Annotated in this window: 13 protein-coding genes; 6 read left to right on the forward strand and 7 right to left on the reverse strand. The window is 42.4% G+C overall.

The features are described 5' to 3' along the window. Positions 1–304: 304 nt before the first annotated feature. From F899_RS07110 to F899_RS07130, 5 genes are all read right to left on the reverse strand, one after another. Positions 305–1183, reverse strand: coding sequence for a DUF3426 domain-containing protein (locus tag F899_RS07110; RefSeq protein ID WP_005221738.1), 879 nt, complete (start codon positions 1181–1183; stop codon positions 305–307). Between the two features lie 14 nt (positions 1184–1197). Next, on the reverse strand, positions 1198–2100 hold the full coding sequence (gene prmA, locus F899_RS07115; RefSeq protein ID WP_005221739.1) for a 50S ribosomal protein L11 methyltransferase: 903 nt from the start codon (positions 2098–2100) through the stop codon (positions 1198–1200). A 134-nt stretch (positions 2101–2234) separates the two neighbouring features. Continuing rightward, a complete protein-coding gene (locus F899_RS07120; RefSeq protein ID WP_005221741.1) occupies positions 2235–3122 on the reverse strand; it encodes a bile acid:sodium symporter family protein in 888 nt (295 codons plus the stop codon). 81 nt (positions 3123–3203) lie between these two features. Then, the gene (locus F899_RS07125; protein ID WP_005221743.1) at positions 3204–4094 is read right to left on the reverse strand and encodes a bile acid:sodium symporter family protein; all 891 of its coding nucleotides are present in this window, start codon (positions 4092–4094) and stop codon (positions 3204–3206) included. A gap of 126 nt (positions 4095–4220) precedes the next feature. Then, positions 4221–4565, reverse strand: a complete 345-nt coding sequence (locus F899_RS07130; protein ID WP_004894381.1) for a hypothetical protein — start codon at positions 4563–4565, stop codon at positions 4221–4223. Between the two features lie 265 nt (positions 4566–4830). Here F899_RS07130 and mnmG point away from each other — a divergent pair, with 265 nt between their 5' ends. The 3 genes from mnmG to F899_RS07145 all read left to right on the forward strand — a co-directional run bounded on the left by mnmG (position 4831) and on the right by F899_RS07145 (position 8683). Next, positions 4831–6711: a tRNA uridine-5-carboxymethylaminomethyl(34) synthesis enzyme MnmG gene (gene mnmG, locus F899_RS07135; RefSeq protein ID WP_005221744.1), complete on the forward strand. Its 1881-nt coding sequence runs from the start codon at positions 4831–4833 to the stop codon at positions 6709–6711. Positions 6712–7016: 305 nt separating this feature from the next. After that, positions 7017–8228, forward strand: coding sequence for a 3-(3-hydroxy-phenyl)propionate transporter MhpT (gene mhpT / locus F899_RS07140; protein ID WP_005221745.1), 1212 nt, complete (start codon positions 7017–7019; stop codon positions 8226–8228). Positions 8229–8356: 128 nt separating this feature from the next. Next, complete coding sequence (locus tag F899_RS07145; RefSeq protein ID WP_005221747.1) at positions 8357–8683, forward strand: hypothetical protein; 327 nt, start codon at positions 8357–8359, stop codon at positions 8681–8683. A 60-nt stretch (positions 8684–8743) separates the two neighbouring features. On the opposite strand, the gene glnG is transcribed toward F899_RS07145, so the two are convergent. Beyond that, complete coding sequence (gene glnG, locus F899_RS07150; RefSeq protein WP_004894395.1) at positions 8744–10216, reverse strand: nitrogen regulation protein NR(I); 1473 nt, start codon at positions 10214–10216, stop codon at positions 8744–8746. Next, entirely contained in the window at positions 10203–11312 is a 1110-nt protein-coding gene (glnL, locus tag F899_RS07155) for a nitrogen regulation protein NR(II) (protein ID WP_004812645.1), read from the reverse strand. The genes glnG and glnL overlap by 14 nt, the downstream gene beginning before the upstream one ends. Positions 11313–11663: 351 nt before the next feature. On the opposite strand from glnL, the gene rimO reads away from it, so the two are divergent. The 3 genes from rimO to frr all read left to right on the forward strand — a co-directional run bounded on the left by rimO (position 11664) and on the right by frr (position 14408). Continuing rightward, entirely contained in the window at positions 11664–13007 is a 1344-nt protein-coding gene (gene rimO / locus F899_RS07160) for a 30S ribosomal protein S12 methylthiotransferase RimO (RefSeq protein WP_004894397.1), read from the forward strand. Between the two features lie 40 nt (positions 13008–13047). Then, positions 13048–13776 (forward strand): UMP kinase, encoded by a 729-nt coding sequence (gene pyrH, locus F899_RS07165; RefSeq protein ID WP_004812647.1) that lies wholly within the window; start codon positions 13048–13050, stop codon positions 13774–13776. A 77-nt stretch (positions 13777–13853) separates the two neighbouring features. Then, the gene (gene frr / locus F899_RS07170) at positions 13854–14408 is read left to right on the forward strand and encodes a ribosome recycling factor (RefSeq protein ID WP_004812648.1); all 555 of its coding nucleotides are present in this window, start codon (positions 13854–13856) and stop codon (positions 14406–14408) included. The last annotated feature ends 6 nt before the right edge of the window (positions 14409–14414 follow it).

The raw sequence follows: 14414 nt of genomic DNA on the forward strand, positions 1-14414 counted from the left end.
AAGCTCTAAAACATGGTCATTACATTGAGCATGTAGCTTGACACATCTCAGCCAGTTGGTCGAAATATAAGCGTAACAATTGTTAAATTTTTGTTACCGACCAAAAATCAAACAAAAAAATCTGCACGATACGCAATAAGTGTTAGAGCGCATTAGCAAGACTGTATTTGTTGTGAAAAATTAGCGAAGAGTTGGCAGCACATAGCTTTCGTGGCGCGTATAATACCATTGTCTACAAAAAAGTGAGCAAGAAAACTGCATTTTTTTTTAGTTTTTTTATCTTTTTTGATAGTTTTTTTCAATATCAAGGACGAATTATTTCTAAACTATAGCTATCGAAACTTTTTCGCTTGACTGGAACCTGAAAGTCGAATTTAAAAGGACTATTTTTTGGAATACGCTGGATGCTCACTAAACTTTCAGTCAGGTATTCTGAAGGTGAAAGCGTATAGGAAGCAGTAATCACCCCATTATCTTTTAAGTCGAGACGCAAAACTGGCATGGCCAGGCTACGGTCATGATAATTGATCAGCTCACCTGTAAATCGGGTTTGCTTCGAATCTGATGCCGTGACTTTAACATTCCTGGTATTAATCAGGTCGTAATGCTCTTCCATATTTGAACAATTGAATACATCACAAACAGCATTAAACGCTGTACCCATCACATGACTATTCTTTAAGTACTGTGGATTAAACCAAAAGAACTGAAAAACCAATATGCCGAGTAATAATACATTTATTGCTGTCCAGCCAATATATTGCAAGATAGAGCGCTGACTTCTTTCATCTGTATCTTCTTCCCAGTTCATGGCTGGAAGGGCACTGATGGGCTCGGTACTAAAATAGTTCAGATTATTCAAATAGGTTTTGAGATCAATATTCGAGTTTTCAACTTTTTCATCAAAAATATGTAGAAGATTGTTGAGGCGAGAAGAAATCTTGCTGTTATATAAGTCTGCATCAAATTGTGATGCAGCTTGAGCTGGACTAAGAGACTCAACATTAGCTTCAGGGGGGGTGCCAGTGGCCGAAGGCTGAGGTTCGGTCACCAGATGAGAAAGTGCATTAAATGAGGTGGTGCATTTGGGACAACAAACCATACCCTGAGCAATGGTTAACTGGGCAACCGTTACTTTGTAGATTGTGGAACAAGTCGGGCAGAGGGTTCGTTTATCACTCATACATTCACGCTTATTTAATTCTTATGGCGTTTACCAGAAATTCGACACCAGTATTCATCACGCTTCGCTACTTCTAATATATCAAAATGATTAGAGTAAATGCTAGTAACATCAGTAACTTGTTCTTCAATAACACCTGCAAGTGCGAATTCACCCTCAGCTTTTACCAATTCTGCAAAATGTGGTTCAAGCATCATCAGTGGACCTGCCAGGATATTGGCAACGAAAACATCTGCCTTTATTGCACCAAGCTCTTCGTTAAATTCTTCCGGTAAGCCTACATAAAGCCGATCAAGTACACCATTGAGTTCAGCATTTTGTTGGGTGGCTAATACTGCTTGTGGATCAATATCGGTTGCATATACTTTTTTCGCGCCAAGTAGCAGGGCAGCAACAGCCAAAATGCCTGAACCGCAACCATAGTCGATGACGATTTTGTCTTTAAGATCTGTTTTTCCCAGCCATTGCAGGCAGAGGAAAGTAGAAGCATGGTTGCCTGTACCAAAAGCCAGACCTGGATCGAGCTTGATATTTACTGCATCTGCTTCAGGTGGTTCCATCCATTCTGGCACAATCCAGAACTTGTCAGAAATCTGAATTGGTTCATAAGCATCCATCCAGGTGCGTTCCCAAGCTTGATCTTCCAGAAATTCATGACGGATAGGCGCTTCAGGCATTTGTGCACGAATAAAGGTTTCGAGTGCATCGACATCGATTTCTTCGCCTTCTTCTTGTGCATAAATACCGGTAACAATCACTTTATTCCACAACGGTGTTTCACCTGGAAGTGGTTCAAGTAAATCCTGATTTTCAGCATCATCCAGCGTCACGCTCACCGCACCCAGCGAGCTGAGTAATGTTTCAGTGAAATCAACCTGAGCCTGATCAACCGTAATATGAATTTGTAACCACTTCACAGAAATAACCTTATGTATATCTTTTCAAAAAGCTATTGTAACGGAAGTTCCGGTTTTTGTGCGGCTAGATTGCTGTGCAGGTGTAAATAAAAAAAGGATGCCTGAGACATCCTTCTGAAGGTTTTAGACTTTATCTAATCTAGATTTGTCAGGGGTTTTTGTACCTGAAGCGGTGCAAGTCGATTCAGTAAAGTGCCAAAAATTGCAGCAAATATATACATAAAAATAGAATAAACTGCCGCTGGCATTGCTACTGCTGAGCTGCCAATCACGGTCAGGGCAATGGTCATCGCAAGGGTACTGTTATGAATGCCGATTTCAAAAGCACTGGCGCGGGCTTGAGCGCTATTAATGTTAAGGAGTCGTGGAACCAGATAGCCGATGCCAAGGCTCAGGATACAAAATAAGGCAGTTGCCAGTCCGACTTGAGTCAGATATTCACTTATATTGGCACGTTCCTTCACAATGGTTGCGACAATAATAAGAACCAGAAAAGTAATAGCAAAAATCCGCAGTGGTCGATTCAATTTTGCTGTCACACCTGGTGCATAATGACGAATCAGCATGCCAATCCCAACTGGAATCAGAATAATCGCAAAGACCTGCAGAATTTTGCCAAATTGCAGGCCAACTTGCTGGCTATCCTGCATGAAGTGCAAGATCGAGAAGTTAATAATTAAAGGAAGGGTAATTGCAGCAATGACTGAGTTGATTGCTGTCAAAGTAATATTCAGCGCCAGATCACCTTTGAATAGGTAGCTAAACAGGTTGGCTGTGGCACCGCCTGGAGAAGCAGCCAAGAGCATCAAACCGACTGATAACAGTGGTGGTAAAGCTAGTAGTTTACATAGTACAAAGGCGATTCCCACCAGGATAATCAGCTGACAGAAAAGTGCGATGAGTACAGCTTTGGGATGGCGGGTCACTCGGCTAAAGTCACGTGGGGTAAGTTCAAGTCCAAGCCCCATCATAATGATCGCTAAAGCCAGTGGTAACAATATGGTAATAAAGCCAGAATCCATCTGTATGCTCCTTATTTAAATGTCTTTTTTATCTATTTTTAAGTCCAGCATACAGAGGAAATTATGGTTTATATAGTGTGTTTACAAATCTGATAAACGATGCTTGGATTTCTGATAAATGATGCGTTGACGGCTCAGGATAATGCCAAAAAAGGTGGCAAGAGTGTACATGACAATAGTATAGATACCCGCAGGGATGGCAATAGTATTATTGCCTAATACGGTAATAGCGATAGTCATGGCAACAGCGGTATTATGAATGCCCACCTCAAAGGTACAAGCACGTGCCTGACGGTCTGGAATACCAAGCAGTAAAGGTAGGCAATAACCAATAAACAGGCTGGAAAAGCCAAAAATTACGGTCGCAATTCCGATGCTATTGAAATATTCCATCAGATTATGGCGTTCGCGTACGACTGCAAATACAAATAATGCAATGAGGAAGCCAATTGCGAAAATACGCATTGAGCGATTGACAGTGATTGTGAGCCTTGGGAATTTAGCCCGTAATGCCATACCGAAGATAACAGGAAGTAATATGATAAAAAATACCTGAACCATCTTCATGGCTGGCATGGTAATGGTATCGTCACTGCCCAGGAAAAAATGTAAGGATAAATTAATAATAAAAGGCAGGGTGAAGATCGATATAAAAGTATTAATTGTAGTCAGGGTGAAGTTAAGCGCCAAATCACCTTTATATAGGTAGCTGAACAGATTGGCAGTTGGTCCACCCGGAGAGGCTGCCAGCAGCATTAAACCCACAGCCAGTAGCGGCGGCAAATCTAATATGATACAAATCAGAAAAGCCAGACTGGTCAACAGGATCAGCTGGATAAATAAGGCAATAAAAATGACCTTAGGATAGTTGAGTACACGAATAAAATCCTTGACGCGTAATTCAAGTCCTAACCCCATCATCAAAATTGCCAGCAGCACCGGCAATAAAAAAACGAAAAATACCGAATCCATAGAATGTCCTTTTTATTATTGGATCTTCAGTTTTAAATTCAGTTTAACGTAAATTATTAAATAATCAATAGAAAATGGGCAAAACCTCAATTTTGCCCATTTATTCTTGTATCACTTCAAAGAGTTTTATTTAGGTCGAGGAGGGGTGAAGCCCAAAGCACACTTACCACTAATTTCCTGACCATTAACAGTGGTTGTGGTGTTTCCAGAAGCGTCCTGGCAAGCACTGTAAATTTCAGCTTCATCACCCATTAAGGCTGTTTTGGAGTTGGAAAAAAACTGTGGTTCACAGGTTCCGTTCCAGATAATGCCACGATGAGCAAAAGTTACGGCATCACCAGCTGATTTGCCTTTACAGACTTTCTGATACAAATCTGGATTGTAAACCTTAGCAACCTTATCATTTGCAGTTGCCATACCTGTTACTGATAGTGCACCGAGCATTATTGAAAATAATATTTTCTTATCCATTTATTTCACCTTTTTTCTTCGTGTGGCGTCAAATTTACATCTTAGAAAATACTCAGCTGCACACAATTGCGATCAGGTAACAAATACAAGCTCTATGTATTGATTTATCGGTGTTTTGCTAAAAAATGAAAGATTAAGTGACAATTAAGAAGGTTTATAAAAATACGATAGGGTGACCTTGAATTAATTCCACTGAATTTGTCAACTATTCTGCAATTTTTGCTATAATCTTCGGCTATCCTTTTTTAATCTCTCAAATACCACTATGCACTATCCTAAAGTATACGATGTCATTGTGATCGGTGGCGGTCACGCAGGTACGGAAGCAGCATTGGCTGCGGCGCGTATGGGTCGACAGACTTTACTCTTAACTCACAATATTGAGACTTTAGGGCAGATGAGCTGTAACCCAGCCATCGGTGGTATTGGCAAATCGCATTTGGTACGTGAAATTGATGCCTTGGGCGGTGCCATGGCACTTGCTGCTGACAAAGGCGGTATCCAATTCCGAATTTTAAACTCACGTAAAGGTGCTGCGGTTCGTGCGACGCGCGCGCAAGCTGACCGTGTACGTTATAAAGCTGCAATTCGTGAAACATTAGAAAACCAAGCGAATCTTGATATTTTCCAACAAGCAGCAGATGACCTGATTGTTGAAGGCGATACCGTTAAAGGTGTAGTAACCCAAATGGGTATTCGCTTTGATGCGAAAACTGTGGTGTTAACTGCGGGTACATTCTTGGGTGGTGTGATTCACGTCGGTCTTGAAAAATCAAGTGGTGGTCGTGCAGGTGATCCACCATCGATTTCATTGGCACATCGTTTACGTGAATTAAATCTTCCTGTTGGTCGTTTAAAAACAGGTACACCACCACGTATTGATGCACGTTCAGTTGACTTCTCTGTGATGACACCACAGCCGGGTGATTTCCCATCTCCGACCATGTCATTTATGGGTGATGTGTCTATGCACCCTGAACAGGTGAACTGCTATATTACTCATACCAATGAAAAAACCCATGACATTATTCGTGGCGGTTTAGACCGTTCACCGATGTATACGGGTGTGATTGAAGGTGTCGGTCCACGTTACTGCCCATCGATTGAAGACAAGATTCACCGTTTTGCCGATAAAGACTCTCACCAAGTGTTCTTGGAGCCTGAAGGTTTGGATACGCATGAGTTGTATCCAAACGGTATTTCAACTTCACTGCCATTTGATGTGCAGTTTGAATTGGTGCGCTCAATCCGTGGTATGGAGAATGCACATATTCTGCGTCCAGGGTATGCGATTGAATACGATTACTTCAACCCGCAAGCGTTGAAATTCACTTTGGAAACCAAAGCGATTAATAACTTGTACTTTGCAGGTCAAATCAACGGTACAACAGGTTATGAAGAAGCAGGTGCGCAAGGTTTACTTGCAGGCTTGAACGCTGCACGCCGTGCGTGGGATCAAGAGCAATGGACACCGAAACGTGATGAAGCGTACATGGGCGTGTTGGTTGATGACTTGATCACTTTAGGTACTAAAGAACCGTACCGTATGTTCACTTCACGTGCGGAATATCGTCTGATGTTGCGTGAAGACAACGCGGATCAACGTTTAACACCAATCGGCCGTGAAATGGGTTTAGTTGATGACGAACGTTGGGCAGCTTACTGTGAAAAAATGGAAGCTGTAGAGACGGAAACAGGTCGTTTGCAACATCTTTGGGCTGCACCAAACAACCCAATGGGTAAAAAATTCGTTGAGATGACAGGTGCGGATCTTTCTAAAGAATGTTCTGCAATTGATTTGTTAAAACGTCCAAACATCACATTCGCTCAAATTGCTGAATTGACTGGTTCTGAAGTCTCTCAACAAGTGGGTGACCAGATTGAGATTGCAGTGAAATACGAAGGTTATATCAACCGTCAGCATCAGGACGTTGCACAAATGAAACGTCTGGAAGAAACTCGTATTCCTGCTGATTTCGATTACGATGTTGTTTCTGGTCTTTCTCGCGAAATTACCTTGAAGCTGAAAGATATTCGTCCTGAAACACTTGCTCAGGCAAGCCGCATTCCTGGTGTAACACCAGCAGCCGTTCAATTGGTGATGATCACCATCCGTAAGAATGCTCAAACCAAAAAATCTGCTTAAGATTTGATGTTAAAAAACCCGCAAAATGCGGGTTTTTTTATAAATAAAAGTTAATAATCACCTAGATGAATGATTCCATAGTTAAAAGCTACCAATAAAATAAATCATTGAAAAATAATAATATTAATAATTTTTCATCTAAAAATAGAATCACTGTCATTGTTTTTAAGTCTTATTTGGAGGTGAAAAAGCAAATCCTTACATTTCAAATCCTACCATTGTAGTGCTATTTATTCGAAAGGATTAGATTAACAATTAGGCAGTGGGCTAAGCCAAAAAAAGCCTGGAATTGAGGAAAATGAATCATGATGTTGACACAAAAGGAAAAAATACAAAAATTTCTGGTGATATTTTTGTGTTTCTGGGTCGCATTTTTTGAAGGCTTTGATTTACAAGCCCCTGGAATTACTGCCAAAGGTATTGCAGAAACGTTTGCACTTGATCAGGTGCAAATGGGCTATGTATTTAGCCTCGGCGTTTTTGGTATGTTATTCGGTGCTTTCTTTGGTGGGCGTATCGCGGACTATTTAGGACAGAAACGAGTCTTAATGCTATCAGTAGCTATTTTTGGGGTGTTCTTCGCACTTACGGCGATCGCGCCAAGTATTGAAATTTTATATGCGGCACGTTTCCTGACGGGTTTGGGTTTGGGGGCTGCAATGCCCACCATGATTTCAGTAGTAGGGGATGAGGCGACTGAAAGTAACCGGGGTAAGCTGAACAGCTTAATGTATTGTGGTTTGCCTGTAGGTGCGATTTTTGTTGCCGGGCTGGCAATCTATTTTAAGGATATTAGCTGGCAAACATTATTCCTGATCGGTGGTTTGACCCCCTTGGTTCTGCTGCCTTTCATGGCTATGATTTTAAAAGACAAACCGCGTGCTGTTAAAGTTCAAACGACTGAGCAACAGATCGCAGTACCCAATATGGCTGAAGTACTGTTTAAACAGGAACAATATAAACGTACTGTGCCATTGTGGTTCGGCTTTTTCTTTACCTTAATGATTAACTATATCCTGATCAGCTGGTTACCAAATTTACTGATGGAACAAGGGCTTTCCAAGCAGGAAGCTTTTAGTATCATGCTGATCTTCCAGGTTGGTGCTGTAATTGGTACTTTAGGGCTAGGTTGTTTATTAGATCGCCTGAAACTCTGGCAAGTGGCTGCTATCATTTATGTAGGCCTGGCAATTGCATTGATTTTACTCTTTACCAGTAAAGTAATTCCATTGCTGATCTTGGCCGGTTTAATGGGTGGAATTTTCTCTACCGGTGGCCAATCTATCCTGTATGGTATTTCTCCAATCTTCTACTCAGGGGCAGGTAAAGTTACGGGAGTGGGAAGTGCAATTTCACTCGGGCGTTTGGGCGCCATGACTGGTCCACTATTATCTGGCAAGATTCTGGCATTGGGCTTGGGAACAACAGGTATTCTGTGGGCCAGCTTGCCGGCTGTGGTGATTTCTGCTGTGGCAGTCACTGCTTTGTCCCGTTATAAGACACAAAACAAGCACTAATTTAAGTAATCTATCTATGAAAAAAGTCGGTCTGATGGCCGGCTTTTTTTTATTTGAAGATATTTAGACAGATTATTTCGCAGGTAATTTTTGTTAATATAAGTTGAACTAAAAAACGAAATTGAGATATGAGCTATCAGTTAATTGAGCTGGATATAGACGCGACCGACAATATTGCCTGCCTACATTGCCAGCAACAGATTATTAACTGGCAAGAAGAGCAATATGTCCAGCCTTGTGAACATACTCTGTTTATTGCCATGGATATTGGTTTTGAATACATTACCGATGAGTTTGAGCAGACCATGCAACATACTGTGGATGATTTACATGCTAATGATGATCAGGTCAATATGTTCGCAGAGTTGACTACTAGTACTTATCCGGAATTTATAATTTTAAAATCCGATCTGGGTGTGGAAGGTTATTCACGTTATATTGGCCTTACCGCTTAAATCTCAGAATGAAAAAAAGCGCCAAATCAATTGGCGCTTTTTTGTGGCTGACTTTAAAAATTAACCTTCAACTTCTTCTTCAACATCATCATCTGCACTGTCCATACCCAGCTCTTTAAGTTTGCGCGTCAATGTATTTCGACCCCAACCTAAAAGCTCAGCAGCATGGCGTTTACGGCCACGCGTTTGCTGAAGGGCTGCATTAATCAGCGTGCGTTCAAACATTGGTGTTGCGATGTCGAGAATCTTCATCTCACCATTTTTTAGCTTTTGAATTGCCCATTGGTTCAGTAATTCATCCCAATGGTGCGGAGCAACCTGATTCAGATTTGGAATTGGTGCGCCGTTGTCCTGCTGGATAGGAATCTGTTTTAGTTCAGGTGGCAAGTCTTCTGGATAAACTTCACGACCTGTGATCATCACCGTTAGCCAGCGACAGGTATTTTCCAGCTGACGCACGTTCCCTTGCCAAGGCAGCTTCTGCATATATTCCTGAGTTTCAGGACGCAGAATCTTCGGATTGACACCAAGCTCTTTGCCTGCACGGGCCAGGAAATGCTGAGCCAGCATTGGAATATCTTCAGAACGGTGTGCCAGTTTAGGAATATGAATACGAATTACATTCAAACGGTGATACAAGTCTTCACGGAAGCGGCCATCGTGTACCAGTTTTTCCAGATCCTGGTGAGTTGCTGCCACGATACGCACATCGACCTTAACTGGAATATGACCACCTACACGGTAAAATTCACCATCTGCCAGGACACGGAGTAAACGGGTCTGGGTTTCAAATGGCATGTCTCCAATTTCGTCTAGAAACAATGTACCGCCGTTAGCCTGTTCGAAACGGCCTTGACGTTGGGTATTGGCACCCGTAAACGCACCTTTTTCATGACCGAACAATTCAGTCTCAATCAGGTCTTTTGGAATCGCTGCCATGTTCAGGGCAATAAATGGCTTATTGCTACGTGGTGAATGGCGGTGCAAAGCATGTGCCACCAATTCTTTACCTGTACCGGATTCACCATTAATCAAAACAGTAATATGCGATTGAGATAGACGGCCAATAGCGCGGAATACTTCCTGCATTGCAGGAGATTCACCGATAATTTCAGTCGATTGAATTGTTGGAGCCGCTTTTGCAGATTCCTGTTGCTGTAACTTGGTGATGTGCAGGATGGCACGATTCACCAATGCCAGCGCTTCATCAATATCAAATGGCTTTGGCAGATACTCGAAGGCACCGGTCTGATAACTTGATACTGCAGATTCCAGATCCGAGTGCGCCGTCATAATGATAACCGGCAGATCAGGATTAGTATTCTTGACCTTACCTAAAAAGGTTAAGCCATCAATACCCGGCATTCGGATATCGGTCAGGATCACATCTGGTGCATCCACACTCAGCTGATCAAGTGCCGACTGGGCTTCTTCAAAACTGGTAACGTCGAAACCTTCTTCTTTGAATGTTTTTTCGAGTACCCAACGCATGGCACGATCGTCATCAATCACCCATATTTTATTTCGCGACATGATCTGACTCCCAAGGTAAAAATAAGCTAAATACGGTTTTTCCTGGAACTGACTGGCATTCAATCATTCCGTTATGTTGGTGCATTATATTTTGAGCAATACTGAGGCCCAGGCCGGTTCCTTTGGCACGGCTGGTCACAAGCGGGTAAAAAACGGCTTCAATAATATCGTCTGGTACACCCGGACCATTATCTTCAATGTCGATGCGTACCACTGAACGATGAATCACACCATTAATAGTATATAGACGCTGAATACGGGTTCTTAAAATCAGTTCAGGCTGATGCTCGACAAAGAAGTCTTTGTTTTCAGTCATCGCCTGAACCGCATTCACACAGATATTCAGCATGACCTGAATCAGCTGATCGCGGTCTGCTAAAACTTCTGGCAGGGACAGGTCATAGTCCCGGGTAATTTTAATTTTCTTTTTGGTCTGATTTACAATTAGTGAACGGACACGTTCTAAAGGCTCATGCACATTGACCATTTCATAGCTTGGCAATTGACGTGAGCCCAGCATACTATCCGCCAGATTTCTCAGGCGATCCACTTCACTGATAATAATATCTGTAAATTCTTTGTATTTCGGATCATCCAGGCTACGTGCGAGAAGCTGTGTTGCACCACGAATACCACCAAGCGGGTTCTTGATTTCATGTGCTACACCACGGATCAACTGGCGCGCCACCTGATGTTGCTGAATGTAGTTTTCTTCACGCGAGATTTTCAGCATACGGTCACGCTGATTCAGCTCAATCAGCAATAAGGGGTGATGTGGTTTGCCTGCATTCAGTAGCGAAACCGTGTAATCCACATGAATGTCCTTAAAATTGACAATAATGGTCGCTTCACGGCGGGTATAAGGTTGTCCAGTATGCAGGGTGTTATACAGCGACTCTTCAGTATTGAACTCATCTGTAGGGGCTTGCAGGATATTTAATACCGGTGTGCCAAATGCGCGTAACAAGCTGATATCGAACATGGCCTCGCAGGCAGTATTCAGATAATAGATATTCAGGTTGCTATCAATCAGCATGACAGCAGTGGTCAGGTTGTCCACCAAAAGGCGATAGTCGATGGAAAGGGGCTGATCCATTAGCGATGGTTTTCCTGTATTAAAATAGCGCAATGGCATCTTCATAAAGCAAAATTTAAAGTCTTAAGTTCTCATTTGATGCACATTAAGCAAAATGCACGCCAACTTTTTAAATAATCCCTAAATTATTGCAATGAAATGGAAGTGGGGTCATGAAGATGCATGATTTGTTAATGGTATAGCTGATAAAAATCAGCATGTAAATCATAAATGTTCAATTTTGGTGCATGTATAAATATATTGAATATTTTATGGCTTTATTTTGGTGCTTGATGTAATCAGTCTCCATTTCAACTGTTTTTATGTTTCGAAAAGACATACAATACGCGCATTCTAGTGGAGCGCAGATTCATGAAGTCCCCCAAAGTCGGTTTTGTTTCTTTAGGTTGTCCTAAGGCATTGGTAGATTCTGAACGAATTTTAACTCAGTTGAAGACTGAAGGTTATGATGTCGCATCGGATTATGACGGTGCTGATTTAGTAGTGGTAAACACCTGTGGTTTTATTGAATCTGCAGTACAAGAGTCTCTAGACGCCATCGGTGAAGCGATGAGCGCGAATGGTCGCGTGATTGTGACGGGCTGTCTAGGTAAAGACGAAGACAAGATTCGCCAAATGCATCCGAATGTCCTGAAAGTGACCGGTGCTGCGGCTTATGAAGAAGTAATGGATGCGGTTCATCAATATGTCCCTGAACCGCCAAAACATAATCCATTTATTGATCTGGTTCCTGAGCAAGGCATTCGCCTTACTCCAAAACACTATGCGTACTTGAAAATTTCAGAAGGCTGTAACCACCGTTGTACTTTCTGCATTATCCCAAGCATGCGTGGTGATCTGGTATCGCGTCCAGTCGGTTCTGTACTTGAAGAAGCTGCGGCACTAAAACGTGCTGGTGTAAAAGAAGTACTTGTCATCTCCCAGGATACTTCTGCTTACGGCGTGGATACCAAGTACAAACTTGACTTCTGGAACGGTCAGCCAGTTAAGACCAAATTCTATGATATGTGTGAAGCGCTGGGTCAGTTAGGCATCTGGGTGCGTCTGCACTATGTCTACCCATATCCACATGTGGATGCAGTGATTGATCTGATGGCACAAGGCAAAATCCTGCCATACCTGGATATTCCATTCCAGCATGCCAGTCCTAAAGTATTAAAACTGATGAAGCGTCCTGCGCACAGTGAAAATACATTAGAACGTTTGAAAGTATGGCGTGAAAAATGTCCTGAATTGGTGCTGCGTTCGACATTTGTAGTGGGCTTCCCGGGTGAAACCGAAGAAGACTTCCAAATGTTGTTGGACTGGTTGCAGGAAGCTCAGCTGGATCGTGTGGGTTGTTTCACTTATTCAGCAGTTGAAGGTGCAGCAGCGAATGATCTGCCAGATCACGTGCCGGAAGAAATCAAGCAAGAACGTTATGAACGTTTCATGCAGGTCCAGCAAGCGATCTCAGCAGCCAAGCTGCAAAAGCGTATCGGTCAGAAAATGACAGTGCTAGTCGATGATCTGGAAGAGGAATTCCCGGTTGCTGTAGCACGTTCTTATGCCGATGCACCAGAGATTGATGGGAATGTATTTGTTGAAGATATCGACAAGAGCCTGATTAAGACAGGTGCTTTGCTTGAAGTCGAAATTACCGATGCGGACGAATATGACCTGTTTGCAAAACTGATTTCGATTAAATCAGCCTAATACTTAGATAAAATTAAATGAAATAATTTGGAGTTTGATGATGTTGGATTCTAAAAAGCCGCGTTTTGGCCGTATTTTGCTGAAACTTTCAGGTGAAGCGCTTGCCGGCAACAAGGATATGGGTATTGATGCACCAATCCTTGACCAGATGTCTTTAGCGATTGCACACCTGGTTGGATTGGGTGTACAGGTCGGTATTGTTGTCGGTGGTGGTAACTTGTACCGTGGTAGCCAGTTGCAGAAAGATGGTCTGGTTGGTCGTGTAACCGGTGACCAGATGGGTATGCTGGCAACCGTGATGAACGGTCTGGCATTACGTGATGCGCTGGTACGCCGTAACATCAAGACACGTTTACTTTCAGCATTGCCAATTGGCACCGTTGTAGAATCTTACTCAAGCCGTGATGCGATTCGTCACCTGACGCGTGGTGAAGTCTGCGTATTTGTTGCGGGGACAGGTAACCCGTTCTTTACCACTGATACAGCAGCTTGCTTGCGTGGCATTGAAATTGAAGCGGACCTGATTCTGAAAGCAACCAAGGTTGATGGTGTCTATAATAAAGATCCAAGCAAATTTGAAGATGCTGTTAAATACGAAACCTTAACCTTTGACCAAGTGCTTGATGAAAAACTGGGTGTGATGGATTTAACGGCGATCTGCCTATGCCGTGATCATAACGTACCGCTACAAGTTTTCGATATGAACAAGTCTGGTGCTTTATTGTCCGTTGTGATGGGTGAAAAAGAGGGTACTCACGTTACCAATTGATGACGTGAACCTTGAAGCACTTTATACTAGTCAAAATTTAGCTTTTACATTTTTTAGAATTAAGTAAGGAAGATCATATGATTAACGATCTTAAAAAAGACGCAGAAGACCGTATGAACAAGTCACTTGACTCGTTGGAGCATGGTTTTGCCAAAGTTCGTACTGGACGTGCACATCCATCGATTCTGAACGGTGTTATGGTTCCTTACTATGGCTCTGACGTGCCATTGAACCAGGTTGCAAACGTAGGTGTTGAAGATTCACGTACCTTGCTGGTTCAACCATTTGAACGTTCAATGGTTGCTGCAATTGATAAAGCCATTCGTGAATCAGATTTAGGGCTTAACCCGATTACTGCTGACGCAATTCGTGTACCAATGGCTGCGTTAACTGAAGAAACTCGCCGTGACATGCAGAAAGTTGCGCGTAACGAAGCTGAAAACGCTAAAGTTGCGATTCGTAACATTCGTCGTGATGTTTTGGGCGATATCAAAGCTTTATTGAAAGAAAAAGAAATTTCTGAAGATGAAGAACGTCGTGCTTCTGACGAAATCCAGAAAATTACTGATAAATATGTTGCTGAAGTTGACAAACGTTTGGCTGCAAAAGAAGCTGAATTGATGAAGGTCTAATTCATC

The sequence above is a fragment of the Acinetobacter sp. CIP 101934 genome (genome assembly GCF_000369585.1).
In the GTDB taxonomy this organism is placed as follows: Bacteria; Pseudomonadota; Gammaproteobacteria; order Pseudomonadales; family Moraxellaceae; genus Acinetobacter; species Acinetobacter schindleri.